Annotated in this window: 22 protein-coding genes; 11 read left to right on the top strand and 11 right to left on the bottom strand. The window is 72.7% G+C overall.

What is annotated here, in order from left to right:
* Positions 1–6: 6 nt before the first annotated feature.
* The 4 genes from AB0J02_RS00905 to AB0J02_RS00890 all read right to left on the bottom strand — a co-directional run bounded on the left by AB0J02_RS00905 (position 7) and on the right by AB0J02_RS00890 (position 6,445).
* Positions 7–1,698: a methyltransferase gene (locus AB0J02_RS00905; RefSeq protein ID WP_363191364.1), complete on the bottom strand. Its 1,692-nt coding sequence runs from the start codon at positions 1,696–1,698 to the stop codon at positions 7–9.
* 127 nt (positions 1,699–1,825) lie between these two features.
* The gene (locus AB0J02_RS00900; RefSeq protein ID WP_363191745.1) at positions 1,826–2,992 is read right to left on the bottom strand and encodes a 4-hydroxybenzoate 3-monooxygenase; all 1,167 of its coding nucleotides are present in this window, start codon (positions 2,990–2,992) and stop codon (positions 1,826–1,828) included.
* A 197-nt stretch (positions 2,993–3,189) separates the two neighbouring features.
* Positions 3,190–4,461 carry an MFS transporter gene (locus AB0J02_RS00895; protein WP_363191363.1) on the bottom strand — a complete coding sequence of 424 codons (1,272 nt, stop codon included), beginning with the start codon at positions 4,459–4,461 and terminating at the stop codon, positions 3,190–3,192.
* Positions 4,462–4,705: 244 nt separating this feature from the next.
* Positions 4,706–6,445, bottom strand: a complete 1,740-nt coding sequence (locus tag AB0J02_RS00890; RefSeq protein ID WP_363191362.1) for an MFS transporter — start codon at positions 6,443–6,445, stop codon at positions 4,706–4,708.
* A gap of 285 nt (positions 6,446–6,730) precedes the next feature.
* On the opposite strand from AB0J02_RS00890, the gene AB0J02_RS00885 reads away from it, so the two are divergent.
* Entirely contained in the window at positions 6,731–8,947 is a 2,217-nt protein-coding gene (locus tag AB0J02_RS00885; protein WP_363191361.1) for an acyl-CoA dehydrogenase family protein, read from the top strand.
* Between the two features lie 57 nt (positions 8,948–9,004).
* On the opposite strand, the gene AB0J02_RS00880 is transcribed toward AB0J02_RS00885, so the two are convergent.
* Positions 9,005–9,520, bottom strand: a complete 516-nt coding sequence (locus tag AB0J02_RS00880; protein ID WP_363191360.1) for a hypothetical protein — start codon at positions 9,518–9,520, stop codon at positions 9,005–9,007.
* Positions 9,521–9,591: 71 nt separating this feature from the next.
* Here AB0J02_RS00880 and AB0J02_RS00875 point away from each other — a divergent pair, with 71 nt between their 5' ends.
* The 4 genes from AB0J02_RS00875 (at position 9,592) to AB0J02_RS00860 (ending at position 14,416) form a co-directional block, all read left to right on the top strand.
* Positions 9,592–10,506, top strand: coding sequence for a LysR substrate-binding domain-containing protein (locus tag AB0J02_RS00875; protein ID WP_363191359.1), 915 nt, complete (start codon positions 9,592–9,594; stop codon positions 10,504–10,506).
* Between the two features lie 228 nt (positions 10,507–10,734).
* Positions 10,735–11,961, top strand: a complete 1,227-nt coding sequence (locus tag AB0J02_RS00870; protein ID WP_363191358.1) for a CoA transferase — start codon at positions 10,735–10,737, stop codon at positions 11,959–11,961.
* A gap of 6 nt (positions 11,962–11,967) precedes the next feature.
* Positions 11,968–13,149, top strand: coding sequence for an acyl-CoA dehydrogenase family protein (locus AB0J02_RS00865; protein ID WP_363191357.1), 1,182 nt, complete (start codon positions 11,968–11,970; stop codon positions 13,147–13,149).
* A 76-nt stretch (positions 13,150–13,225) separates the two neighbouring features.
* Entirely contained in the window at positions 13,226–14,416 is a 1,191-nt protein-coding gene (locus tag AB0J02_RS00860; protein ID WP_363191356.1) for a lipid-transfer protein, read from the top strand.
* Here the strand turns inward: AB0J02_RS00860 and AB0J02_RS00855 are convergent.
* A complete protein-coding gene (locus tag AB0J02_RS00855; protein ID WP_363191355.1) occupies positions 14,394–14,984 on the bottom strand; it encodes a GNAT family protein in 591 nt (196 codons plus the stop codon). The two genes, AB0J02_RS00860 and AB0J02_RS00855, sit on opposite strands and share 23 nt — an antisense overlap.
* A gap of 148 nt (positions 14,985–15,132) precedes the next feature.
* On the opposite strand from AB0J02_RS00855, the gene AB0J02_RS00850 reads away from it, so the two are divergent.
* Positions 15,133–16,641 carry an MFS transporter gene (locus tag AB0J02_RS00850; RefSeq protein WP_363191354.1) on the top strand — a complete coding sequence of 503 codons (1,509 nt, stop codon included), beginning with the start codon at positions 15,133–15,135 and terminating at the stop codon, positions 16,639–16,641.
* Between the two features lie 4 nt (positions 16,642–16,645).
* On the opposite strand, the gene AB0J02_RS00845 is transcribed toward AB0J02_RS00850, so the two are convergent.
* From AB0J02_RS00845 to AB0J02_RS00830, 4 genes are read right to left on the bottom strand one after another with little or no spacing between them, the layout of a single operon-like run.
* Positions 16,646–17,278 carry a response regulator transcription factor gene (locus AB0J02_RS00845; RefSeq protein WP_363191744.1) on the bottom strand — a complete coding sequence of 211 codons (633 nt, stop codon included), beginning with the start codon at positions 17,276–17,278 and terminating at the stop codon, positions 16,646–16,648.
* A 46-nt stretch (positions 17,279–17,324) separates the two neighbouring features.
* On the bottom strand, positions 17,325–18,584 hold the full coding sequence (locus tag AB0J02_RS00840) for a sensor histidine kinase (protein WP_363191743.1): 1,260 nt from the start codon (positions 18,582–18,584) through the stop codon (positions 17,325–17,327).
* A 58-nt stretch (positions 18,585–18,642) separates the two neighbouring features.
* Positions 18,643–19,359: an ABC transporter permease gene (locus AB0J02_RS00835; protein ID WP_363191353.1), complete on the bottom strand. Its 717-nt coding sequence runs from the start codon at positions 19,357–19,359 to the stop codon at positions 18,643–18,645.
* Positions 19,359–20,246: an ABC transporter ATP-binding protein gene (locus AB0J02_RS00830; RefSeq protein ID WP_363191742.1), complete on the bottom strand. Its 888-nt coding sequence runs from the start codon at positions 20,244–20,246 to the stop codon at positions 19,359–19,361. The genes AB0J02_RS00835 and AB0J02_RS00830 overlap by 1 nt, the downstream gene beginning before the upstream one ends.
* Before the next feature lie 228 nt (positions 20,247–20,474).
* Between AB0J02_RS00830 and AB0J02_RS00825 the strand changes: the two genes are divergently transcribed.
* The 4 genes from AB0J02_RS00825 (at position 20,475) to AB0J02_RS00810 (ending at position 23,599) form a co-directional block, all read left to right on the top strand.
* Entirely contained in the window at positions 20,475–20,603 is a 129-nt protein-coding gene (locus AB0J02_RS00825) for a hypothetical protein (protein ID WP_363191352.1), read from the top strand.
* 13 nt (positions 20,604–20,616) lie between these two features.
* A complete protein-coding gene (locus tag AB0J02_RS00820) occupies positions 20,617–21,471 on the top strand; it encodes a MaoC/PaaZ C-terminal domain-containing protein (RefSeq protein ID WP_363191351.1) in 855 nt (284 codons plus the stop codon).
* 40 nt (positions 21,472–21,511) lie between these two features.
* Entirely contained in the window at positions 21,512–22,588 is a 1,077-nt protein-coding gene (locus AB0J02_RS00815) for a Zn-dependent alcohol dehydrogenase (RefSeq protein WP_363191350.1), read from the top strand.
* A gap of 72 nt (positions 22,589–22,660) precedes the next feature.
* Entirely contained in the window at positions 22,661–23,599 is a 939-nt protein-coding gene (locus AB0J02_RS00810; protein ID WP_363191349.1) for a 3-oxoacyl-ACP reductase, read from the top strand.
* A 308-nt stretch (positions 23,600–23,907) separates the two neighbouring features.
* Here the strand turns inward: AB0J02_RS00810 and AB0J02_RS00805 are convergent, their stop codons facing one another.
* On the bottom strand, positions 23,908–25,110 hold the full coding sequence (locus AB0J02_RS00805; protein ID WP_363191348.1) for a hypothetical protein: 1,203 nt from the start codon (positions 25,108–25,110) through the stop codon (positions 23,908–23,910).
* Positions 25,111–25,378: 268 nt separating this feature from the next.
* Between AB0J02_RS00805 and AB0J02_RS00800 the strand changes: the two genes are divergently transcribed.
* Entirely contained in the window at positions 25,379–26,431 is a 1,053-nt protein-coding gene (locus tag AB0J02_RS00800) for an iron-siderophore ABC transporter substrate-binding protein (protein ID WP_363191741.1), read from the top strand.
* The last annotated feature ends 1 nt before the right edge of the window (position 26,432 follow it).

Here is a 26,432-nt window from a genome sequence, read left to right as displayed (position 1 = left end):
GAAAAGTCAGCGGCCCGTAGGCGGATCGGTTCTGCGGGCGTGCAGTACGTGGCCGTCCAGGGGCAGGGGCGTGTGGCCGACGAGGGTGAGACCGGCCTCGTCGAGGAGTCGCGCGTAGTGGTGGGCGGTGCGTTCGCGTCCGCCGACGTTGCACCGCATGTGCAGGTCCCAGGCGGTCGCCAGGGACGGGGAGTTGTCGGCGGGCAGCAGGCGTTCCACGATCAGGAGGCCGGCGTCGGCGGGCATGGCGCGGGCGCAGTGCCGCAGGATCTCCAGGCACCGCTCGTCGTCCCAGTCGTGCAGGACGCGGGAGAGGAGATAGACGTCCGCGCCGGGCGGGACGTCCGCGAAGTCACCGGCCACGCAGGTGCACCGGGCGGCGTCGAGGCGGAGCCGGGCGGCCTCGACGACGTGCGGGCGTTCGAGCAGGACGGCGTTCAGGCGCGGATGGGCGGCGAGGATGCGGCCGAGCAGTTCGCCGGTGCCGCCGGCGATGTCGACCACCGTGGCCCCGCGCGGATCGCGGGCCGCCGCGGCGAGAACGGGGTGGGCGGGGAGCGGCTCGAACATGCCCCGGCTCGCGGCCATGGACTGGTCGAAGAGCTCGGCGAGGTGCGGGTCGCGGGCGAAGTGGTCGAAGTGGTTGTCCCCGAAGAGGTGCTCGAAGGCGGCCTGCCCGGTACGCACGGTGTGCGCGAGGGCGCCGAAGGACCGGTAGAACGGGCCGCCGTACATCAGGGCCAGCGCCCGCATCGAGTCCGGGTCGTCCGCGCGCAGCAGAGCGCCGACGCCGGTGAGCCGGAAGCGGCCGGGGGCCTCTTCGACGACCACGCCGAGCATGGCCAGGTAGCGCAGCAGAACCGCCAGGCTGTCCGGGTCGGCACCCACCGCGCGCGCCACCGCGCCGGCCTCCAGGGCGCGGCCGGTGTGCAGGGCGTCGGCCACCCGCAACTGAGCGAACGCGGTCAGTGCCTGCGTCGTCCACGCCCCGGTCAGCAGGCGCAGCATCGTCTCGGCCGGCTGCCGGCCGCGGGACTCGTCCAGGTGGGCGGCAAGCTGATCCCGGTGGTCGCCCGGGGCGTACAGCTCGATGCGCCGATAGGCGGACTTCGCCGTGTGGGACGTGGCGAAGTAGAACACCGTGCCGTTCTCGTGCGGGTTGTACCCGCCGCCGTCGGGGACCGCCCCGCACCCGGCGAACACCGAGCACAGGCCGCGCAGCACCAGCGGGTCCGGGGCCGGCACCTCGAACGCGACGTGCGCCTCGTGGTGTTCGGCGCGCTCCAGGGCGGCGATCCCCTCCAGGTCCGAGCCCGGGGGCACGGGCAGCGTGAAGATCTCGACCATGCGGCGCTCGCCGTCCCGGCCTGTCACCGCGGGGCGCAGGATGCCGACGTCGAGGTCGTCCGGGGCGCGATGGTGGCGCAGCGCCAGGCGTTCGCGTACCACCACGCTCGGCTGCGGCGGCCGGTCGACGGCCAGGCCGCACGCGGCCAGCGTGGCGTCCAGCTCCGCCGGGTCACCGGGGAAGACGAGCAGCGCGGCGTGGGCGAACCGGCAGCGCTCCACCAGCGAGCGCAGTTCCGGGCCGTCAAGGCCGGGCAGCAGGAGCGGCAGCAACGTTTCGCTGTCCTGCCGGGTGACGAAGTCGACCGCCGCGCGCAGGCGCGACGTGTCGTCCGACAACGCGGTGATCATGAAAGAGGACCCCTCGTTCAGGTGTCAGGTGTCAGGTGCCGTGTGTGGCGGGAGTGAAAAGTTCGGTGAGTTCGGTGAGTGCGGAAGGCGGCGGAGCTCGTACGCCGGGTGTGTACGCCGGGGGAGTTCACACGCCGACGTAGCGCTCCGCGAACCAGTCCTGCTGGCTGCGCGAGGTGCGCAGTGCGGTCATCCGGGAACGCTGCAGGCCGTTGAGGTACGGCACGTCGTCGTCCGGGCCGGGCGAGCCGTGCAGCAGGCCGATCATCCAGTGCGAGAACTCCTGCGCCCGCCAGATGCGGGGGAGGCAGCGCGCCGAGTAGCCGTCGAGCCCGGTGGGATCACCGTGGACGAGGTCGTCGGTCAGGGCCTGGGCGAGCAGTTCGGCCTCCAGGACCGCGAGGTTCGCCCCCTTGGCGGCGGACGGGCTGATGAGGCTCGCGGCGTCACCGGCCAGGAAGAGCGCGCCGTGACGCAGCGGTTCGAGCACGTCCGACTCCAGGTCGACGATGCCGCGCTGCACGATGCGGCCCCGGCGCAGCGGCCCGTACTCCTTGGCGCGCATCCGCAAGTCCAGCTCGTCCCAGATCCGCGCCTCGGACCACGAGTCGGCCGGGGTGCCGCGCTCGCACTGCAGGTAGTAGCGCGTGACCTCGGCGGTGCGCGCCATGTGCCCGGCGAACCCCCGCTCGTGCACGGCGTAGCCCACGGCGTCGAGGCTCGGCGGCGCCTCGGCGAGCAGGCCCAGCCAGGTCACCCGGTGGTCGCGGTGGTAGCGGCGGACCGCTGTGTCCGGCAGTGAACGCCGTGCGGCACCGTGCCGGCCGTCGCATCCGGCGACGTAGCGTGCCCGCCACCGGCCGGGCCGTCCGTCGGCTGTCCGTACGCTCACCGACGGCCCGTCGCCGTCCGCGTCCAGGATGGCCACCGCCTCGGTCTCGAACCGGATCCGCCCACCGGCGGCCAGAAAGTGCGTCAACAGATCGGTGACCAGGTCTTGTTGGGGATACACGGTGTGCTGCTCCCCGTCGCCGAGCCCGCTGTAGTCGAGGCGGAACCGGCCGTCGTCGGTTCGGAACTCGCAGGTGTGGTGCGTGTGACCGCGCCGGCGCAGCCCGTCGGACAGTCCGTGCCGGTCCAGGATCCGCACCGTGTTGGCGGCCAGGAACCCCGCCCGGGCCCGGGTCTGGACGTGGTGGCGGTCCGCCCGTTCCAGTACGACGCAGTCGATGCCGCGGGTGTGGAGCAGGTTGGCGAGCACCAGGCCGGCCGGTCCGGCGCCGAGAATGACCACGTCAGCCGCGTGATCGGCGGCTGCTGCGAGTTGACTTTCTGTCACGGAACGGAGTTTAGGCATGGAAATCACTGCCTCTCGTCATAAGTCACCTGAATGCCAGCATGGCCTCAAGTGGTGTGAATGAGCGCTGTGTTGACCTGTGCCGATCGGTGTAGGGCTCACGGATGCGGGTGCTGTGCCGCCGGGCCCTTGTGTCACAGGCGGGGCCGGGTGCTCCGCGTGGGGCGCGGTGGCAGTGTCCGGCCCAGCCGGGCCAGTGGGGACAGGGCCATCAGGAGCGGCGACAGCAGCATGCCCGACGCCGACACGGCCAGGGCCGTGCGCAGCCCCCAGGCTCCCGCGAGCGCGCCCCCGAGCAGGGAGCCCAGTGGGGTCACGCCCATCCCCGCGAAGGTGATCGTCGCGGCCGCGCGGGCCTGCAGCCCGCTCGGGGTGAGGGACTGGCGGACGGCCATCACCGTGACGTTCACCAGCTGCCCGCCCGCGCCGAAGACGAACTGGACCGCGATCAGCGCGGGGAGCGTCGCCGACGGCGGGCCGTGCAGGGCCGGTACGCACAGCAGGATGCCGTCGCCGAGCGCCGCCGCTGAGACCAGTACCGGGCCGTACCCGAGGCGGCCCGGGAGGCGCGCCGCCAGCAGGGCGCCGAGAACCGCGCCCGGCCCCGACGCGGCGAGCGCGAGACCCACGGCGGCGCCGGAGAGGTGCAACTCCCTCGGCAGGAAGAGGAGTTGTACCGTCATCGTCGCCGCGAACGAGAACTGGAAAGCCGCGGAGGCCGACGCCACCGACCGCAGGGCCGGCTCCCGGGCGACGAATCGCAGGCCCTCGTGGATCTGCCGCGGCACCGGCCGGCGTACGGGGTGCGGGGGGACCGTCTCCGTACGGCGGATGCGGCGGACCGAGGCCGACGACAGGGCGAAGAACAGCGCGCAGACCGCGGTGGCGGCCGGCGTCGGCACCAGCGACACCAGCGCGCCGCCGAGCGCGGGCCCGCCGGTCTGCGCGGCGGACCGGCTCCCCTCCAACGCGCTGTTCCCGCGCGTCAGTTGGTCATGCGGCACGAGGCGTACGAGCGACGCCTGATACGCCACGTCGAAGAGGACGGACAGCGCCCCGACGGCGAAGGCGGCGACGTACAGGCCCGGCAGACCGAGCCCGCCCAGCGCGCCCGCCACGGACGCCGCGCAGAGGACGAGCGCGCGCGCCAGGTCGGAGCGGACCAGCACGGGCAGCGAGCGGCGCCGGTCCAGCCACGCGCCGGCGAGGAGCGGGAGGAGGAAGAGCGGCACCTGGCCCGCCGCGCGCAGCGCGCCGACGGCGTCGGCATCGGCGCCGAGGGAGAGGACGGCGGTCAGCGGGAGGACCACCAGGGCGGTGTGCTCACCGAGTTGGGAGAGGGTCTGGCCGCACCAGAGGCGGCGGAAGTCGCGGTCGTGCCACAGCACAGGAACCCCTTGGGGCATGGGTGTCGAGCGGGAGAGAGCTCGCTGTGCCGTGCGAGGCGCGAGGGCGGCACGCGATGACGGGGTACGGGAACGTCAGCGCGTGCGCGGGAGACCGGGCATGGTCCGCACGGTAGGTGTCCTGAGCCGAGCGGCGCCAGCCGATAAACGGGCGGCCGCACACAGGAAGACGCGCCGCGCAAGAGCGCGACGCGTCTTCAACAGGGCTGCCCGCGGCCCCCGTTACCGCTGATACCTGCTTCTGTCAGACCTGCTCGGCGACCGCCGCCAGGGCCAGGTCTACCTGGACCGGGCGGTCCTCGCCGTGGTGCGTCGCGGCCGAGGCGTGCGGGGCGTGGCCCGGCGCCGTGGCCGCGAGGACGTAGGAGCCGCCGGACGGCACCGTGAGCGCGTAACGGCCCTCGGCGTCGGTCAGAGCCGCGCCGGCCTGCCGGCCGCGCCGGTCGATCAGCGTCACCTTGGCGTGGGCGACGGGCAGGCCCGCCGGGTCGAGGACCTGGCCGCGGAAGTCCGCGAGGGGTTCGGCGGCGTGTGCCAGGTTGGCGTCCTCCTCGCTGCTGGCCCGCAGCTGGACGTGCTGGCGCACGGTGGCCGCGCGGCGTCCCGGCAGGAACAGGGCGAGCAGGACGCCGATGACGACCGCGCCCGTGGCGATGAGGAAGGAGATGCGGAAGCCGTGCATCGTCGGGACCGCGGCGCCGCCCACGTGGTGCGCCGTGTTGGCCAGGACCATGCCGATGACCGCCGACGACACCGACGTGCCGATGGAGCGCATCAGGGTGTTGAGGCCGTTGGCGGCGCCCGTCTCGGAGGCGTCGACCGCGCCGATGATCAGCGCGGGCAGCGAGGAGTAGGCGAGGCCGATGCCCGCGCCGACGACCACCGAGATCACGATGGTCTGCCAGGCGGCGCTCATCAGGCCGAGCCCGGCGCCGTAGCCGATCGCGATGATCGTCATGCCGGCGATCAGCGTGACCTTCGGGCCGAACCGCGCGGAGAGGCGGGCGTAGACGGGCGCGGTGAACATCATCGTCAGGCCGAGCGGCGCCACGCACAGACCGGCGACGACCATCGACTGGCCGAGGCCGTAGCCGGTGGCGGACGGCAGCTGGAGCAGCTGCGGCAGCACCAGGGAGATCGCGTAGAACGCGACACCGACCATGATCGAGGCGAGGTTGGTGAGGAGCACCTCGCGCCGTGCGGTGGTGCGCAGGTCGACCAGCGGGGCCTTCAGGCGCAGCTCCATCAGGCCCCAGGCGAGGAGCACGACGAGCGCGGCGGCGAACAGGCCGAGCGTCATGCCGCTGCTCCAGCCCCAGTCGCTGCCCTTGGTGATCGGCAGCAGGAACAGGACCAGACCGAGCGAGAGGCCGAGGGCGCCCGCCACGTCGAAGGTGCCCTGGGCGCGCAGCGGGCTCTCCGGGACGAAGACGAGCGTGAGGACGATCGATACGACACCGAGGCCCGCGGCGCCGAAGAACAGCGCGTGCCAGTCGGCGTGCTGCGCGACGAGCGCGGCCAGCGGCAGGGCGAGGCCGCCGCCGACGCCGATGGAGGACGACATCAGGGCCATGGCCGAGCCGAGCTTCTCGGGCGGCAGCATGTCGCGCATCAGGCCGATGCCGAGCGGAATGGCGCCCATGGCGAAGCCCTGGAGGGCGCGGCCCGCGATCATCACGACCAGCTGGTCGGTGAAGCCGCAGACCAGCGACCCCACCACCATGATCGCGAGGCTCGTGAGGAGCATCCTGCGCTTGCCCGCGAGGTCGCCGAGGCGGCCCATGATCGGGGTGGACACGGCGCCGGCGAGCAGGGTCGCGGTCATGACCCAGGTGGCGTTGGAGGGAGCGGTGCTCAGCAGCTCGGGCAGGTCCTTGATCACCGGCACGAGCAGGGTCTGCATGACCGCGACGACGATGCCGGCGAAGGCGAGGACGGGGACGACACCGGCTGTTCGGCGCGTGGTGGTCGTCGGCTGGGACATTACGGAGGGCCTCCGGAAGGCGGTCTCGGGAACGGCGAAGGTGCGCGTACAGCGGTGGGCGCGCGTACGTCGGCGTGCGGGCGGGGTGTGTGGCGCATGCGGACCGAGTGTGACGCGGGCAGCTTGCGTGTAACTCGAACCTGTTTCCCGAGGCGACTATTCCGACGATCGTCGTACGAATCCGATCCTTGACCTTTTGTTTACGTGGATGCCCCCGCTGTTAATTCTGACCAGCCGTCAGATTCGGTCTTCCGCTCTACTGGAACGTGTTCTACCGTGCGCCGCATGGGCATCGCCATCACGCAGGAACAGCGGGAACTCGCGGACGCGGTGCGCGGCTGGATCGCGCGCGCCGTGCCGCCCGACGAGGTACGCAAACTGCTCGACGCCCCGGGCGCGCCCGGCCGCCGCCCGCCCTTCTGGGAGGGGCTCGCCGGGCAGGGCCTGCTCGGCGTGCACCTGCCGGAGTCCTGTGGCGGCGGGGGCGGGACCCTGCTCGATCTCGCGGTCGTCGTCGAGGAGGCGGGCCGGGCGGCGCTGCCCGGCCCGTACCTCGGGAGCGCGCTGGCCGCCGAGGTGCTGCGCCGGGCGGAGCCGCGGGAACTCGCCGCGGCGCTGGCCGGCGGCGAGCGGATCGGCGCCGTCGCCTTCGGTCCCGGTGGCCTCAGCGCTGTCGCCGGGCCCGACGGGCTCGTCCTCGACGGGGCCGCACCGCCCGTGCTCACCGGCGCCGACGCCGATCTGCTCGTCCTCGCGGCCGAGAGTGCCGACGGTGTCGTATGGCTGGCCGTCGACGCCGACACCCCGGGGCTCGCCGTACGGCTCCACGAGAGCGCCGACCCGACCCGGCCCACCGCCGAGGTCACCGCGGCGGGCGCCCTCGTCCCGGCCGGCCGGGTCCTCGCCGTGGACGGCACCCTCGTCCGCGACCTCGCGGCGGTCCTGCTCGCCGCCGACGCGTGCGGCACCGCCGCCTGGGCCCTGCACACCGCCGCCGAGCACGCCAAAGTACGCGAGCAGTTCGGGCGGCCCATCGGACAGTTCCAGGGCGTCAAGCACCTCTGCGCCGACATGCTCGTCCGGGTCGAGCAGGCGTGCGCCCTGGTGTGGGACGCGGCGCGGGCACTCAATGACAGGGATGCCGGGGACGCCGGGGACGCCGGGGACGCCGGGGGCGCCGAGGGCGACGTGCGCGGCCTGGTCGCCGCGCTCGCCGCCGGGTCCGCACTCGACGCGGCGTACGGCTGCGCCAAGGACTGCGTCCAGATCCTCGGCGGCACCGGCTTCACCTGGGAGCACGACGCCCACCTGTATCTGCGCCGGGCCGTCGTCGCCCGGCAGCTGCTCGGCGCCGGGGACACCCACCGGATGCGGGCCGTGCGGCTCGCCGAGTCGGGTGTCCGCCGCGAGCTGCGGTTCGCGCTGCCCGCCGAGGCGGACCCCCACCGGGAGCGGTCGCGGGCGGTGATCGAGGGGGTGCGCGGCCTCGACCCGGCCGCCGCCCGCCGCGCCCTCGCGCCGACCGGATACGCGGCGCCGCATCTCCCGGCGCCGTACGGACTCGGTGCCGGACCGGTCCAACAACTCGCTGTACAGGAGGAGGTGAGCGCCGCCGGGGTGAAGATCTCCGACCTCGGCATCGCCACCTGGGTCGTCCCCTCCCTTCTCACCCACGGCACCGCCGCGCAGCGCGACCGCTACCTCCCGCCGACACTGCGCGGCGACCTCCTGTGGTGCCAGCTGTTCTCCGAGCCGGGCGCGGGCTCGGACCTGGCGTCGCTGCGCACCCGCGCAGAACGGACCGAGGACGGGCGCTGGCGGATCAACGGGCAGAAGGTGTGGACGAGCGCCGCCCAGTGGGCCGACCACGGCATCCTGCTGGCCCGCACCGACCCCGCGGCCCCCAAGCACAAGGGACTCACCTACTTCCTCGTCGACATGAAGAACACGGACGGCATCGACATCCGCCCGCTGCGCGAGATCACCGGTGACTCCCTCTTCAACGAGGTCTACTTCGACGACGTCCTGCTGCCCGCGGACGCGGTGGTCGGCGAGGTCGACGACGGCTGGCGGGTCGCCCGGCACACGCTCGGCAACGAACGGGTCCACATGGCCGACCAGTTGACGTTCGACACGGGACTGGAGGCGCTCCTCGCCCGGGCCGCCGACCTCGACGGCGCGTACCGGGCGCGGATCGGGGCCCTCGCGGCGGAGGCGCACGCGCTGGGCTGCATCGGTCTGCGGACGACGATGCGGCAGGTCGCGGGGGAGGAGCCCGGGGCCGGGGCGTCGGTGCGCAAACTGGTCCAGACCCCGCACCAGCAGAAGATCGCCGAACTGGCCCTCGAACTCCTCGGCCCCGCGGGAGCGCTCCGCGAGGGCGCGGGCGAGCGCGCCCTGCACGGATTCCTGCTGTCGCGGTGCCTGACGATCGCGGGCGGCACGACGCAGGTGCAGCTCAACGTCGTGGCCGAGCGGATCCTGGGGCTGCCGCGCGACTGAGCCCGTCGACGGGCTCAGTGCCCGCCTGAGGGTATGTCGCAGCCCGACTGGTCGGGGTTACCCGCCGAACGCGTGCGCCTGGACCGAGACCCGGCTCAGCGTGCCCTCCACACACACCGGGGAGTCGTCGACGGTGACGAGGAACCCGACCCCGCCGCCGTCCTCGTACGACTCCACGGACCTGTCGGGAAAGTCCGGGCGGGCCGGCGCGTCGTGGGTGCTCCGCTCCTCGAAGTCCCCGCGCTCGCGCAGCGGTTCGAGCGCGTGCTGGACGCGCCCCACGGCGGTGAGCCCTTCACAGCGCTGCTCGCCGTGCAGCTCGAACGGCACCCGGAACCCATGGTTCTCGGCGTAGTGGTCGCCCGGCGCGGACGGCGGCGGCGAGGGGCTCTCGCCGGGGCAGTGGTGGTCCTCGGGCGTGGGCGGTGACGAGACCGCCGTCGGCGTCGGGTGCGTCCGCCGGTACTCGTCGGCGGCGCTGCTCCGGCCCTGCTCCCCGCACCCCGCCGCCAGGACGGCCAGCAGGACGACAGACAGCGCCACCCCGGCTCCGGACACCTTGATCCCGGCCACGATGCCCCCCGTTCCCCGTCGCGGGCCGACAGGCAGCGTGATCCTGACGGCTGGTGCGTAGGGTCGGACCCGTGGAGCTGAGACACCTCACCGGATTCGTGGCCGTCGCCGAGGAACTGCACTTCGGGCGGGCCGCCGAGCGGCTGCACATCGCCCAGTCCCCGCTCAGTCAGCAGATCAGGCTCCTCGAACGCGACCTCGGGGTGAAGCTCTTCGACCGCACGACACGCACCGTCCGGCTCACCCCGGCGGGACAGTCCCTCGTGGAGCCGGCCAGGCGTCTGCTCGCCGACGCCTCCGCAGTGCGCCGCACCGTACGCGCCGCCCACCTCGGCGAGGTCGGCCGCGTCACCGTCGGCTTCGCCGGGGCCAGCAGCTACTCCGCGCTGCCTCTGCTCACCCGCGCCGTCACCTCTCGACTGCCGGGCATCGAGCTGGTGTTGGAGGGGCAGACCTACACGGGCGAGGGGCTGCGCCGGGTCACCGACGGCACCCTCGACGTCGGCTTCGTCGCGCTGCCGGTGCGGCGCGGCATCACCGCCCGCGTCGTGCGCAGGGAACGCCTCGTGCTCGCCCTGCCCGACAGCCATCCGCTCGCCGCCCGGCCCGAGGTACAGGTCGGCGAACTCGCGGGCGAGCCCATCGTGACCTTCCCGCTCTCCCGCGAGTCGGCGGTGCGCGAGGCGATGGTGCAGGCCTGCCACGACGCCGGGTTCGCGCCGCGGATCGCGCAGGAGGCCCCGGACTCGTACACCATGCTCGCCCTGGTCGGCGCGGGCGTCGGGGTCGCCGTCGTCGTCGAGTCCGCCCGCAACATCCACCTGGAACACGTCGTCTTCCGGCCGCTCGCCGGGGACGACGTGCCGGTCCTGCCGATCGCCCTCGGCTGGCGCACCGGCAACAGGTCGGCGGCGCTGCACGCCGTGCTGCGGGTGGCCGAGGAGGTGCTCCCGACCCCGCCGGACGCGCCGGATCATGACGGATGACGTCTCAATCAGGGCCGTCATCGGTCTTGGACAGCACCTAATGGGGCGGGGCAGAGTGATCCACACGGAGACCGCACCCGGCCGCGGGTCCTGACGTGGCCGCCCGCGCGTCCCCGCGCACCGGGAGACCGCGGCGCCGTCGGACCGGTGCCCGCCCCACCCTGGACCACGTCGCCGAACCGGCGGATGGTGGACGGGTCCCGCCCGCCGACCCGCAGGAGAACGACCGTGCCCGAGCCCGAGACCGCACCGGCCCCCCTCGCGGGCATGAAGGTCGTCGACCTCTCCAAGATCCTCGCCGGGCCCTACGCCACCATGTCCCTCGCCGACCTCGGCGCCGACGTCATCAAGGTCGAGCACCCCGACGGCGGCGACCCCACCCGCGCCTGGGGCCCGCCCTTCAACGGCCCCGACGCCACGTACTACCTGGCGGCCAACCGCAGCAAGCGCTCCGTGACCCTCGACCTCACATCGGCGGGCGGCCAGGAGGCCGTGCACCGGATGCTCGCCGACGCGGACGTACTGGTCGAGAACTTCCGCCCGGGCTCCTCCCTCGCCCGCCTCTTCGACTACCGGGAGCTGAGCGCGCGCTACCCGCGCCTGGTCATCCTGCACATCTCGGCGTTCGGCGACACCGGCCCGCTGCGCGACGAACCCGGCTACGACATGGTGGCGCAGGCGAGCGCCGGGCTGATGTCCCTCACGGGCGAGCCGGACGGACCGCCCGTGAAGGCCGGTTACGCGATGGGCGACCTCGGCGCCGCCCTCTTCGGCCTGATCGGCGTCACCTCGGCGCTCGTCGAGCGCGCGCGCACCGGCCTAGGCCAGTACGTCACCACGTCCCTCTACGAGTCCCAGCTCGCCCTGCACATCAACTGGGCCACCGGCTACTTCGCCACCGGCGAGCGCCCCACCCGCCTCGGCTCGGGCCACCCCAGCCTCGTCCCGTACCAGGCGTACCCGGCCGCCGACGGCCACTTCGTGATCGCGGTCGGCAACGACGCCCTCTTCCGCCGCCTGGCCGACGCCCTCGGCCACCCGGAGTGGGCGGACGACCCGCGCTTCGCGGCCAACCGCGACCGCGTGACGAACCGCGGCCCCCTCAACGCCAAACTGCAGGCGGTCCTCGTCGACCAGCCGGCCGCGCACTGGATCGGCCTGCTGAAGCCGCTCGGCGTCCCGGTCGCCGCCATCCGCACCCTCGACGAGGTCTACGACTGCCCGCAGACCGCCGCGCTCGACATGGTGCGGAAGGTCGACCACCCGGACGTGGGCCCGCTCCGGCAGGTCGCGTTCCCCGTCTCCTTCCGCGGCGAGCGGCCGCCCGTGCGCAGCGCACCGCCCACCCTCGGCGGGCAGAGCCGCGACATCCTCGCCGAAATCGGGTACGGGGAGGCGGAGATCGACCGCCTTCTCGACGTGCCCGGCGACCACCCCCACCCGCAAGGAGCCTGAGACACCATGCCGTTCCCCGCCCTCGACCCCGTCGACCCGCTGAACCTCGAAGCCCTCCTCACCGACGAGGAGCGGGCCGTGCGCGACACGGTCCGCCAGTACCTCGACGACAAGGTCGAGCCGCACATCGCCGACTGGTTCGAGAGCGGCGAACTGCCCGCCCTGCCCGAACTCGCCCGCGACTTCGGCAAGATGGGCCTGCTCGGCATGCACCTGGAGGGGTACGGCTGTGCCGGCATGTCGGCCCGCGCGTACGGCATCGCCTGCCGCGAACTGGAGGCCACCGACTCGGGCCTGCGCTCCTTCGTCTCCGTGCAGGGCTCCCTCGCCATGTTCGCGATCCACCGGTTCGGTTCCGAGGAGCAGAAGCAGGAGTGGCTGCCGAGGATGGCCGCGGGCGAGGCCATCGGCTGCTTCGGCCTGACCGAGCCCGACCACGGTTCCGACCCGGCGTCCATGACGACCCGGGCCCGCCGCGACGGCGACGACTGGGTGCTCGACGGCCGCAAGATGTGGATCACGAACGGCTCGGTGGCGGCCGTCGCCGTGGTCTGGGCGCAGACCGAGGACGGTGTACGCGGATTCGTCGTCCCCACCGACACCCCCGGCTTCTCGGCACCTCTCATCAAGCACAAGATGTCGCTGCGCGCGTCCGTGACGAGTGAGCTGGTCCTGGACGGCGTACGCCTGCCCGCCTCCGCGCAGCTGCCCGAGGCGCGCGGTGTCGGAGCGCCGCTCACCTGCCTGAACGAGGCCCGTTACGGCATCGTCTGGGGTGTCACGGGCGCGGCCCGCTCGGCGTGGCAGTCGGCGCGCGACTACGCCGTGCAGCGCGAGCAGTTCGGCAAGCCGATCGCCGCGTTCCAGCTCACCCAGCAGAAGCTCGTCGACATGGCGCTCGAACTCCACAAGGCCACGCTGACCGCGCTCCAGCTGTCCGCGCTGAAGGACTCGCCGGCCGGCGTCCACCCGGCCCAGATCAGCTTCGGCAAGCTGAACAACGTCCGCGAGGCCATCGAGATCTGCCGCACCGCCCGCACGATCCTCGGCGCGAACGGCATCTCGCTGGAGTACCCGGTGATCCGGCACGCCAACAACCTGGAGTCCGTGCTGACGTACGAAGGCACGACGGAGATGCACACGCTCTCGCTCGGCCAGGCGCTGACGGGCCACGCGGCCTTCCGTTAGCAGCCTCCTCCTGCCAGTATCTCCGACACATCTGACACACCGTCAGGAAGTCGGGTACTGGCAGGAGGCCGGAGGCATGAAGTCCTACATCGTCGGCGTCGGCATGACCAAGTTCGAGAAGCCCGAGAGCCGGGACTGGCAGTACTGGGACATGGCGAAGGAGGCGGGGACGGCCGCGCTCGCCGACGCCGGCGTCTCCTACGAGGACGTGCAGCAGGCCCCCGTCGGCTACTGCTTCCAGGTCTCCACCGCAGGCCAACGGGCGGTGTACGAACTGGGGTTGACGGGCGTGCCCGTCTACAACGTCAACAACAACTGCGCGACGGGCTCGACCGCGCTCATGATGGCGCGGCAGTTCGTCGAGGGCGGCGTGAGCGACTGCGTGCTCGCGCTCGGCTTCGAGAAGATGCGGCGCGGCGCGCTCGGTGGCGGAGCCGACGGCGGCGACTTCGCCACCTCGCCCGTCGCCCGGCACTACGGGATCATGGCCGCCCGGCACGGCTTCGAGATGAGCCCGCCCACCGCCCAGATCTTCGGCGACGCGGCGCGCGAACACATGGAGAAGTACGGCACCACCGAGGCGCAGCTCGCCGCGGTCGGCGCCAAGAACCACCGGCACTCGGTGAACAACCCGTACGCCCAGTTCCAGGACGCGTACACCGTCGAGGAGATCCTCGCCGCGAAGACCATCCACCAGCCGCTCACCAAACTCCAGTGCTCGCCCACGTCGGACGGCGCGGCCGCGGCCGTCGTCGTATCCGAACGCTTCGTGGAGGAGAGGGACCTGGGTGACCGGGCGGTCGAGATCGTCGCCCAGTCGATGACGACGGACACCGAGGAGTCCTTCGCGTCGGGGGCGTGCGTCGACGTGGTCGGACAGCCGATGTCGCGGGAGGCGGCGCGGCAGGTGTACGAACAGTCCGGGCTCGGCATCGACGACGTCGACGTCATCGAGCTGCACGACTGCTTCTCGATCAACGAGCTGCTCACGTACGAGGCGCTCGGCATGTGCGAGGCGGGGGAGTCCGGTGACCTCGTCGAGTCGGGCGCGACCACGTACGGCGGCCGCTGGGTCGTCAACCCCTCGGGCGGGCTCATCTCCAAAGGGCACCCGCTGGGCGCCACCGGCATCGCCCAACTCGCCGAACTCACCTGGCAGTTGCGGGGAGAGTCGGACGGCCGTCAGGTGCCCGGGGCCCGCGTCGGGCTCGCGCACAACATCGGGCTCGGCGGCGCGGCGGTCGTCACGCTGGTGCGCCGCCCCTGACCGCGTCCGCCCGGCCGGCCCGCCACTCGTCGGCGAGGACCGCCATCAGCACCTCGTCGCGCCAGACCCCGTCGCGCAGTTCGACGTGCCGGCGCACGCCCTCGACGACGAAGCCCGCCTTCTCGTACACGTGCCGGGCCCGCTCGTTGTCCGCGTACGCCTCCAGCTGGATGCGGTGCATGCCGAGCACCTCGAAGCCGTGTCCGACGATGAGCCGGACCGCCTCCGTCCCCAGGCCCCGGCCGCGCCCGCGCGGGCCGATCAGCGTCCGGAACGTGCAGCGGCGGTGCCGCGGCTCCCAGTCGTTGAGCACGACCTCCCCGACCAGCTCGCCGGTGGCGCGGTCGGTCACGGCCAGGTCGAGCCGGTCCGGCTGCGCGGCCCGGGAGCCGTACCAGGAACGCAGGTGCTCATCGCTGAACGGGGCCGGGTCACCGCCGGTGAAGTACAGCAGCTCGGGGTCGACGAGGATCCCGGCCATGACGGCCGCGTCGTCCGTGGTGAAGGGCCGCAGGACGGTCCTGTCGCCGGTCAGGACGGGCTTGTGGGAGAAGGGCGTCGTGGTCATCCGGGGAGTCTGCGCGACAGGTGATCACCGGACAAGGGGGTTTCGCGGGGCCGGGACCGGCCGGGACCTACGTCCCGGGGCGTATGACCTCGGGCCCGGGTCCGGTGCGCCGAAATCCTGATGTACGGGGTCCCTCGGGGCTGCGACCATGACACCTATGCCGCAGACCCCTCCCGAAACCGAAGCCGACACCGAAGCCGACACCGATTCCGGCGCTGCCTCCGGCGCCGCTCCCGGCACCGGTGTCCGCGCCCGCACGGCCCCGCCCGCCTGGCTGGTGGTGGCCGTCGCGTGTGCCGGCCAGTTCCTCGTCGTCCTCGACGTGTCCGTCGTGAACGTCGCGCTGCCGTCCATGCGCACCGACCTCGGGCTCAGCGCGAGCGGCCTGCAATGGGTGGTGAACGCGTACTCGATCGCGTTCGCCGGATTCATGCTGCTCGGCGGCCGGGCGGGAGACCTCTTCGGGCGCAAGCGGATGTTCCTGGTCGGCCTCGGCCTGTTCACTCTCGCCTCGCTGGTGGGCGGCCTCGCCCAGGACGACTGGCAGCTCCTCGCGGCGCGCGCCGTGCAGGGGCTCGGCGCCGCGGTGCTCGCCCCCTCCACCCTCACGATCCTCACCTCGGCCGTCCCGGAGGGGGCGGCGCGGGCCCGGGCCATCGCGACCTGGACCGCCGTCGGCGCGGGCGGCGGCGCGGCCGGCGGACTGGTCGGCGGCATCCTCACCGAAGGCCTGAACTGGCGCTGGGTGCTCCTCATCAACGTGCCCCTCGGCGCCGTCGTCCTCGCGGCCGCCGCCCGCTGGATCCGCGAGTCCACATCCGGCGGCGAGCGGCGCCTCGACCTGCCGGGCGCCCTCCTCGTCACGGCGGGCACGGCCACCCTCGCGTACGCCATCGTGCAGACCGAGGCGGAGGGCTGGGGCGCCGCCTCGACCCTGGTCCCGCTGGGCGTCGCGCTCGCGCTGATCGCCGGGTTCCTCGTCGTCGAGGCCCGTACGCGGCTGCCGCTGATGCCGCTCGGCCTGTTCAAGGTGCGATCGGTGGCCGCCGCCAACGCGGCGATGTTCGTCTGCGGCATGGGCAGTTTCGCCATGTGGTTCTTCATGACGCTGTACGCGCAGAACGTGCTCGGCTACACCCCCATCGAAGCGGGCCTGGCCCTCGTGCCCAGCTCGCTCGCGGTCGTCGCCGGCTCGAAGATCGCTCCGCGTCCGATGCGGACGTTCGGGGCGCGGAACGTGGCGGTGACCGGCGTCCTCGTCACCGCCGCCGGGTTCGGCTGGCAGTCGACGATGAGCGCGGACGGCTCCTACGTCATGACGATCATGCTGCCCGGGATCGTGATGATGGCCGGGGCCGGTTTCGCGATGACACCGCTCGCCTCCCTGGCCACGTCAGGGGCGGCGCCGGGCGACGCGGGTCTCGTCTCCGGGCTCGTCAACACGAGCCGCACGCTGGGCGGTTCGCTGGGGCTCGCGATCCTGTCGACGGTCGCGGCGAGTCGCTCCGCGGGTTCGGCGGACCCTTCCGCGCTGACCCGCGGGTACGCGGCGGCGTTCCTCTGCGGGGCGGGGATACTGGCGCTGGCGGTGGTGGTGCTGCGGGTCTGGATGCCGAGGGCATCCAGACCCGCCATCTCCAGCCCCTCCGGCGATTGAGGGCCTACAACCAGCCCTGCTGGCGGGCCTCCCGCAACGCCTCCATGCGATTGCGGGTGCTCGTCTTGCCGATCGCCGACGAGAGATAATTCCGCACGGTCGACTCGGAGAGGTGAAGTTTCCCGGCCACGTCGGAGACGGTCGCCCCGTCCGCGGAGGCCCGCAGGACATCCGCCTCACGGGACGTCAACGGGTTCGGGCCCGCGCTCAGCGCCGCCGCCGCGAGCGCCGGGTCGATGACCGTCTCGCCGCGCAGCACCTTGCGGATCGACTCGGCCAGGTCCTCGACGGGGCCGTCCTTGACGAGGAAACCGGCGGCGCCCGCCTCCATCGCCCGGCGCAGATACCCGGGCCGCCCGAACGTCGTCAGGATCAGCACCCGGCAGTCCGGCACCTGGTCGCGCAGCTCGGCGGCGGCGTCCAGGCCGCTGCGGCCGGGCAGCTCGATGTCCAGGAGGGCGATGTCGGGGCGGCATTCGAGGGCCTTGTCGACGATGACGTCGCCGGCCGCGACCTGCGCGACGACCTCCAGGTCCTCCTCCAGGCCGAGCAGCAGCGCGAGCGCGCCCCGCATCATTCCCTGGTCCTCGGCGAGCAGGACTCTCACAGACTTGGCCGGGCGGTGGTCCTGCGGCATCTCTGTCACAGGGAGAGATTACGTGCCCGGACCCCGCCCGGCCTCCTCAGACGCTCTCGGCCAGCGCCGCGTCCGGCGCGGACTCCCGCTCCCCGACCGGCAGTTCGGCCCGTACCGCGAATCCGCCGCGCGGGCCGGGGCCCGCCTCCAGGGAGCCGCCCGCCGTGGCGAGCCGCTCGGCGAGACCCTTGAGGCCGGTGCCGCCGATTCCGGGATCGACGACCGCGGCCGCGCCCGCCCCGTCGTCCGAGACCCGCAGCCGCACCCGCTCCGCCGCGCCCTCGACGGAGATCGTGCACGTGGTGGCCGCGCTGTAGCGCACCGCGTTCGTCACCGCCTCCCGCACCACCCAGCCCAGCAGCGCCTCCGTCTGCGCGGACAGCGGCGGCCCCGACTGGCGTACGACCGGCTCGATACCGGCGGCGGTGAGCGCGGAGCGCGCCCGGTCCAGCTCCGTGGCGAGGCTGCCCTCCCGGTACCCGGTGACGGCCTCGCGGATCTCGGTGAGCGCCTGGCGCCCCACCGCCTCGATGTCGGAGACCTGCTCCAGGGCCGCGTCCATGCTGCGCGGCGCGAGCCGCCGGGCCGCCTCCGACTTCACCACGATCACCGACAGGGTGTGGCCGAGCAGATCGTGCAGGTCGCGGGAGAAGCGCAGCCGCTCCTTCTCCACGGCCTGGCGCGCCAACTCCTCGCGGGCCGCCCGCAGTTCACGTACCGCCTCGGACAGCGAAAGGATCGCCGCGGTCACCATCATCGACAGGAACGTGCCGTACACGACCCCGATCGCGTCCCAGCCGTCCTTCAGTCCGGCGACGACCCCCGCCAGCGCGCTCAGGCCAAGGCCGGCCTTGCCGAGGTGCGGGCCGCGCACGATCGCGCCGGCCGCGAGCCCCAGCAGCGGGAAGAACGCCCCCCAGCTGCCGCCGAAGCCGCCGACCAGCGCGCAGGTCAGCAGCGTCATCAAGGCCAGCGCGACCCGTGTCGAGGTGGCGTTCCGGGTTTTTCTGTGGAACGCCCTGAACACCACATAAATGTAGAGGGAGTTGAAGGTGAGCAGCCCCAGGCCGCCGAGCCACGGGTTGCCGGACTTGCCCTGGATGACGTTCGAGAAGGCGCCCATGCCCATCAGCAGCCACGGCAGCAGCGCGAAGCCGGTCGGCGGCGGGCCCAGCTCCTCGGGCGGCCGGCCGTGCTCGCCGCGCGCCCGGCGCTCCGCCTTCACGCGCTCGTTCTCGGCCTTCCACTCGGCCTGCGTCGTGCGCAGTTCTTGGAACTGCCCGTTGACCTTGCTCCACCAGGACATGTCCGTCATTCTCCGATTCCCCGTCGTGCCGTGCGACCGTGCCGTCCGGTCGTGCCGCTCAGATGGTGCGCGCGGACCTGCGGTACGAGACCACAGCGTACGAACCGAAGGCCAGCAGCCAGCAGAGAAGAATGCCGAGCGCCGCGAACGAGGGCGCGTTCCCGTCGGCGACCGCCCTGCCGAGCTGCGCGAAGCGGTTCGTCGGGGTGAAGGACGAGACGTGCCGCAGCCAGCCGGGGAACAGCTCCACCGGGAACCACAGGCCGCCGAGCACCGCGAGCCCCAGGTAGCAGAGCATGTTGATGCCGCCCATGGCCTGTGAGGTGAGCCGGTAGCCGTTGCCGAGGCCGAGCAGGGTGAAGGGCAGCGAGCCCGCCCACAGCAGCAGTGCGATGACCGGCCACTTCCAGGCGTCCATCCGTACGCCGTTGACGAGAGCGCCCGCGAGCAGCACCGCCGTGATCGCGGGCAGCACGGTCACCGCCCCGGTCAGGGCCCGTCCCGCGACGCCCTGGCGCGGGGTCATCGGGGTGATCCGCAGCTGCCGCAGCCAGCCGATCGCCTTGTCCTCGGCGACCCCGGCGCCCGTGTTGAGGGCCGCGCCGAGTGCTCCGTACGCCGCCATGCCGACCATCGACGCCGTCTTCCAACTACCGGCGTCGTCACCGAGGTTGGTGAACAGGAGGTACATCATCACGGGCATCGCGACCGTACCGACCACGAACTTCCCGTCGCGCAGCGTGCGCCGTACTTCGAGCCGCAGGTAGTCCCACATCACACACGCTCCAGGTCGCGGGGGTCCGCGGTCAGCGCCATGAAGGCGTCGTCGAGGGAGGCCGGGGCGACCTCCAGGTTCCGTACGGCCTCCATGGCGGCCAGCGCCAGCACCGTCGCGTCCGAGTCCTCGGTGCGCAGCCGTGCCCGGTCGCCGCGGATCTCCACGGAGAGCACGCCCGGCAGCAGCGCGAGCCCCTCCGAGCCGCGGCCGTCGAGGTCGAAGCAGACCAGGCTGCCGCCGCCCGCCCGGCGCAGCTCCTCGCCGCTGCCGTCGGCGACGACCCGGCCGCGGTCGATGACGACGATCCGGTCCGCGTTGGCGTCGGCCTCCTCCAGGTAGTGCGTGGAGAACAGGACCGTGTGGCCGCGCCGCGTGAAGGCCCGCATCGACGCCCAGAAGGCGTGCCGTGCCTCGACGTCGAGCGCGGCGGTCGGCTCGTCGAGCACGATCAGCGCCGGGTTCCCGGCCAGCGCCACGGCGAACCGGACCCGCTGCGTCTGGCCGCCCGACAGCTTGTCGACCCGCCGCCCGGCCAGCTCCTCGATCCCGGCGAGCCGCAGCGCCTCCGCCACGGCCATCGGCGCCGGATAGCGCCCGGCCACGAACCCCACCAGTTCGGCGACGGTGACCCGGGGCACGGCCCGCCCCTCCTGGAGCATGGCGCCGACCAGCCCGGCCCGTACGGAGTCCCGCGGCGCGGCGCCGAACAGTTCCACGCGCCCCTCGTCCGGGTCGTCCAGGCCGAGCAGCAGCGCGATGGTGGTGGACTTGCCCGCGCCGTTGCGGCCGAGCAGCGCCACCGTCTCGCCGGCCGCGATCTCCAGGTCGAGCCCGTCCACCGCGCGCACGTCCCCGAACGTCTTGACGGCCCCCGTGAAGGACAAGGCCGGTGCGGTGCCGGCGGCGGTGCCCGCTGTCTTCGTCGTCCCTGTCGCCCTCGTCGTCATGGCCACGACGCTACGGACCGGGGCCCGGGGAGCGGCAGATGCGGACTGTCCTCGCCTCGCCAGTACAAATGTCATGCCCGGTCATCTGACGTGACGTCAGAAAAGCCCGGCCCGGCCCTTCCCAACCCATCCGCTCTTGGCTATACATGAGGATCGCCGGGCAGAATGAAACAGGTTCTAGAACCGGCCCGCGACGACCTCGGTGCGACCGACGGTGCGGACGGCCGCACCGAGGTCTTGACCGGCCCGACCCGCTCGATCCGCAAGCCCGATCCGCCCCGCTCGACCGTCTGAGGAGCGCCTGCCCATGCCCATCGACGCCGCGAAGGCCGTAGCCGCCGGCCCCCGGACCGCCGACATCACCTGGGACCACAAGGACATCCAGCTCTACCACCTCGGGCTCGGCGCGGGCACCCCCGCCACCGACCCCGGCGAACTGCGCTACACCCTCGAATCGAAGCTGCACGTCCTCCCGAGCTTCGCGACGGTCGCGGGCGCCGGCATGGCGATGATGGGCGGCCTCGCCGCGCCCGGCATCGACGTGAACCTCGCGCACGTCCTGCACGGCGGTCAGACCATCGAGCTGCACCGCCCGATCCCCGTCAAGGGTGCGGCGCACACGACGGCCAGGGTGGCGGCGGTCTACGACAAGACCAAGGCCGCCGTCGTCGTCCTGCGTACCGAAGTGGCCGACGCCGACGGCCCGTTGTGGACCAGCGACGCGCAGATCTTCATCCGCGGCGAGGGCGGGTTCGGCGGTGAACGCGGGCCCTCCGACCGCCCGGAGGTCCCCGCCCGCGAGCCCGACCGCACCGTCGACCGCCCCATCCGCGAGGACCAGGCCCTCCTCTACCGTCTCTCCGGCGACTGGAACCCGCTCCACGCGGACCCGGAGTTCGCCAAGCTCGGCGGCTTCGACAGGCCGATCCTGCACGGCCTGTGCTCGTACGGCATGACGCTCAAGGCCGTCGTCGACACGGCCCTGGACGGCGACGTCTCCCGCGTCACCCGCTACGCCACCCGGTTCGCGGGCGTCGTGTTCCCCGGCGAGACGTTGCGCATCCGGATGTGGCAGGAGCCGAACCGGGTGCAGGTGACGGTGGCGGCCGTGGAGCGCGACGAGGCCCCGGTCCTGGCCGACACCGTCATCGAGCACAGCTGACAGCACCCACCGCACGCCCTACGCGAAGGAGCCGCACGCCATGCGAGCAGCCGTACTGCACGAGACAGGCCAGGACAAACTAGAAGTACTGGACGACGTCGAGGCGGTCGGCTTCGGCCCGGGCCGGGTGCGGATCCGGGTACGGGCGACCGGCCTGTGCCACTCCGACGTCTCCGCCATGAACGGCGTACTGCCGCAGCCCGCCCCGTTCGTCCCGGGCCACGAGGGCGCGGGCGAGATCATCGAAGTGGGCGACGGTGTCACGCATCTGACGGCTGGTCAGCGGGTGCTCGTCTGCTGGCTCCCCGCCTGCGGCGCCTGTCCCGCCTGCAAGCGCGGCCAGACCGAGCTCTGCCTCGCCGGGTTCATGAACGCGGGCACCCCGAACTTCAAGCGGCCCGGCGGCGACGTGTTCGGCTTCGCCGGCACCGGTACGTTCGCCGAGGAGGTCGTGGTCGACGCGGGGTGCGCCGTCCCGATCCCCGACGACGTCCCCTTCGACATCGCCGCCCTCATCGGCTGCGGCGTCACCACCGGGCTCGGCGCGGCCATCAACACGGCCGACGTGAAAGCGGGTTCTTCGGTCGCGGTCATCGGCTGCGGCGGCGTCGGCATCTCGGCGATCCAGGGCGCCCGGCTCAAGGGCGCGGCGCAGATCGTTGCCGTGGACCCGGTGGAGTCGCGGCGCGAGGCGGCCCTGAAGTTCGGCGCGACGGAAGCGGTCGGACCCGACGGACTGGCCGACGCCAAGCAGCGCGTCACGGCGGGCGAGGGCTTCGACTACGTCTTCGAGGTCGTCGGCAGGTCGGCCACGGCCCGCACCGCGTACGAGACCACCCGGCGCGGCGGCACGCTCGTCGTCGTCGGCGCGGGCGCGATGGACGACTTCCTCCAGCTCAACATGTTCGAGCTGTTCTTCGACGAGAAGCGGATCCTGCCGTCGATGTACGGCGGCGGCGACGTCCTCCAGTCCTACGAGCGGGCCATCGCCCTGTGGCGGGCGGGCCGCATCGACCTGGAGTCCCTCATCACGCACCGGGTGCCGCTGGCGGGGATCAACGAGGCCCTCGACCAGATGCGCACGGGCGCCGCCCTGAGAACCTGCATCGAGATCTAGCCGGGCCCCGGGGAACCGCGCGACAGCCACGACGAAAGCCGCACTCGTCACCAGTGAGAGGAACCCCGCACCATGTCAACGCCGCTCAAGGGCCGCACGGCAATCGTGACCGGAGCCGGTCGAGGGCTCGGCCGGGCCGAGGCGCTCGAACTGGCCCGCCTCGGCGCGAACGTCGTCGTCAATGACTTCGGCCAGGCAGGCCGGGACGGCAGCGGCGGGGCCGATGGCACCCCCGCCGAGCAGGTCGCCGAAGAGATCCGGGCCCGGGGCGGCGCCGCCGTCGCGCACACCGGTGATGTGGCCGACCACCAACAGGCCGCGGAACTCGTCCAGTTGGCCGTGGACACGTACGGCGCGCTGGACATTCTCGTCAACAACGCCGGCATCCTCCGCGACCGCATGATCTTCTCGATGACCGAGGACGAGTGGGACTCGGTCATCCACGTCCACCTCAAGGGCCACTACAACACCACCCACTTCGCGTCCCGCCACTGGCGGGAGCGCTCCAAGGCGGCCGGCGCCCCGGTCCACGGCCGCATCGTGAACACGTCCTCCGAGGCGTTCCTCGCGGGCTCGGCGGGCCAGCCCAACTACGCGGCGGCGAAAGGCGGGATCGTCGGACTGACCACGTCCACGGCGCTCGCCCTCGCCAAGTACGGCGTCACCGCCAACGTCATCTGCCCCCGGGCCCGCACCCGGATGACCGAGGACGTCTTCGCCGGGTTCGCCGAGCCCGACGAGGGCCTCGACCCGCTGGCCCCCGAACACGTCGCCCCGCTCGTCGGCTACCTCGCCTCACCCGCCGCCGCGAACGTCAACGGCCAGCTCCTCGTCGTGCACGGCGGCATGGTCGCGGTCGTCGAACGCCCGCGTGTGCAGGCGAAGTTCGACACCGCCAAGGAAGTGTTCACGTACGACGAACTCGATGCCCTGCTCACCCCGCACTACAAGGACCGCCCGCCGGACGAGACGTTCGCGGCGGCGGAGGTGCTCGGCCTCAAGCACGGCTGAGCCCGGACATGGCGAAGGGCCCGGCGAATGAACCGGGCCCTTCGCCACGCGCTATGAAAGGCGCTCCGAACGGAACCTAGACCTCATCGGCGTGAGGCCCACGGTGCCGCCCGCGCGGCTCGGGCTGGTCGCCCTGCCCCGAAGAGCCGGCGACCGCACCGCGGTGCCGCCCGGGACCCTCGTCCGCGGACTCGATGTGCTCCGCGGCGTTCGTCCCTGCGTTCCTGCTGTTGCTTCCCGTCATCGGAAAACTCACCCCGTAAACCCGTACATGGTCCTTCTCTTACAGCACTTTCGGCCGGACGAGTCTAACCACCCGCCCCACGCCCCCCGAGAGGCGCCTGCGCCAACGGCACCGGACGCGGTGCGGCGGGCGCCGGCGCGGCGGCAGGCGAGGCCGCCGGAACCGCCTCCGCCTCCGGTTCCGCGTCCGGCGCGGCGACCCGGGCCAGTCCGCACGGCACGTCCTGGGTGACGTACGGGAGAGCCAGCACGCCCTCCCGCGACCAGAAGCCGCACCCCGCCAACCACCCTTGTGGAGCGTGGAGCTGACGCACTTTGCCCTCGCTGGGACGCCACACGCCGAGCCACGGCACACCCCCCGCGGCACCCGCACCCCCCGCGGCACCCGCACCCCCCGCGGCGCCCGCAGCGCCCGCAGTGCCCTCGATGCGTAGCGCCACCGCGCAGTTCTCCGGCATGAGCGTCTGCCCGGGCTGCACGGCGAACGGCGTCACCGCGCAGTCCGCGAGCCGCAGCGCCCGCGGAAAGCGGATCGGCAGCGTGCTGCCCAGCACACCCCAGCCGAGCCGCGGCCGGCCCGGCTCCGCGGCGTCCGAGCGGACCAGGATCAGACCGCTGTCCACGTCGGCGAGGAGCAGCCGGTCCTCGCTGTCCTCGGTGATCTGCAGCAGCGGGGAGATCTCCCCGCCCCGGTCCAGGTCCACCGCCACCGTCTTCACGGGCCCGCCCCCCGGCGGCTCCCGGTCGAGCGCGAGCAGCCGCCCCGCGGGGTCCAGCCACACCCCGCCCGAGCAGCGCCCCTTCACCTCGGCCACGTGCTCGGGCCCGAACGCCCCGCCCACCACCAGCCACACGTCCGTCGTCTCCTCGCGCACGGCCAGCGCGTACGCGCGCCGCCCGTCCGGAGCGGGCGGCAACAGCGTCAGCTCCCCGCACTCCACCGCCCCCAGCAGCACCTCGCCGGTGCCGGGCCCGGTCGGATAGAGCAGGGAGAACAGGTGGCGGCCGTCGGCCTCGCGCCGGATGAGGACCCGGCCGTCGGCGAGCGGCAGCACCGCGGTGCCCGGCTCCTCCGGCTGCTGGGCGGGGAGCGGCACCGCGTAGGGCTCGGGGCCGTCGAGGGTCCAGCGCTCGGGGAACCACGATCCGGGGCTCGCCCCGTCGTGCGCTAGCCGGGCCGCGTACGTCGCGTCCGCAGTGATCACGCATCCGGGCCGCTGCGGCTCCGGTCGCGTCTCTGTCGCGGGCTCGATGGCCAAGGCCGTCATGAGGATCCGTCGCCTCCGCTTGTCCTGTCTTCCTGGTGTTCCGTCCCGTTCGTCTTCGCAGCCGAAGCTAGTTTTCGTACGTACCTCCGTGGCGCCGCGGGCACGCCTCTTCACACCAACGGGTGGCCATGTCGCCAATGGGCTGTGGGGGAAGTGCTTGGTGTGCTCACCGACCGGCGGAGGGGCCCGGAACGGCTGGTGTTAGGTTGCCCTAACCAAACCTTTGAGCTTTCTGTGCACCCAGAGCTGGAGCAGGCCGATGCCCCCGATGCCCCCGCGTCGCCGTACCCGGATCGCGGCCGCCGCCGTCACGACGGCCGCGGCCCTCGCCCTCACCGCCTGCGGTTCCGGTGGCAGCGACGACGGAGCGGCCAAGAGCGACAACGGCGCCGGCTCCAAGGCCGTGGCGCAGGGCGGCGACGACTTCTCGAAGGCGGCCGAGCAGACGGCGAAGATGGGCACGACGGCCGAGCCCGGCGAGTTCCCGCGCACCGTCACGCACGCCATGGGCAGGACGGAGCTGCCGAAGAAGCCGCAGCGCGTCGTCGTCCTCGACGTCGGCGAGCTCGACAACGTCGCCTCGCTCGGCGTCGAGCCCGTCGGCTACGCGCCCACCGAGGGCGACGAGGGCATCCCGTCCTACCTGAAGAAGAAGGCGGGCGACCCGAAGAACGTCGGCACGATCAACTCCCTCAACCTGGAAGCGATCGCGAACCTCAAGCCCGACCTGATCCTCGGCAGCGAGCTGCGCGCCGCCAAGCTCTACCCGCAGCTCTCCAAGATCGCCCCCACCGTCTTCTCCATCCGCCCCGGTTTCACGTGGAAGGAGAACTACCTCCTCAACGCGTCCGCCCTCGACAGGACCGCGGCCGCCAAGGCGAACCTCGCGGTGTACGACAAGAACGTCGAGAAGCTCGGCGCCGACGTGAAGAAGGCGGGCGGCGGCAAGGCCCCGACCGTGACGATGCTGCGTTACATGCCGGACCGCATCCGGCTCTACGCCAAGGCCTCCTTCATCGGCACGATCCTCGACGACGCCGGTATCCCGCGCCCGAAGAACCAGCAGGTCGACGACTTGGCGACCGAGATCAGCCCGGAGAAGATCGACTCCGCGGACGCCGACTGGATCTTCACCGGCGTCTACGGCGACGCGAAGAAGACGCAGCGCGCGAGCGCCGAGGACAACCCGCTCTGGAAGAAGCTGAAGGCCGTCGAGGACGGGCAGGCGAAGAACGTTCCGGACGAGACCTGGTACCTGGGTCTCGGCGTCACGGCCGCCGACGAGGTCCTCAAGGACCTCCGCGCGAACCTGGTGAGGTAAC

Origin of the sequence: Streptomyces sp. NPDC050264, from assembly GCF_040655895.1 — a bacterium.
GTDB lineage: Bacteria > Actinomycetota > Actinomycetes > Streptomycetales > Streptomycetaceae > Streptomyces.
Note: the sequence above shows the minus strand (reverse complement) of the source record. Positions and strands in the feature narration are given on the sequence as shown.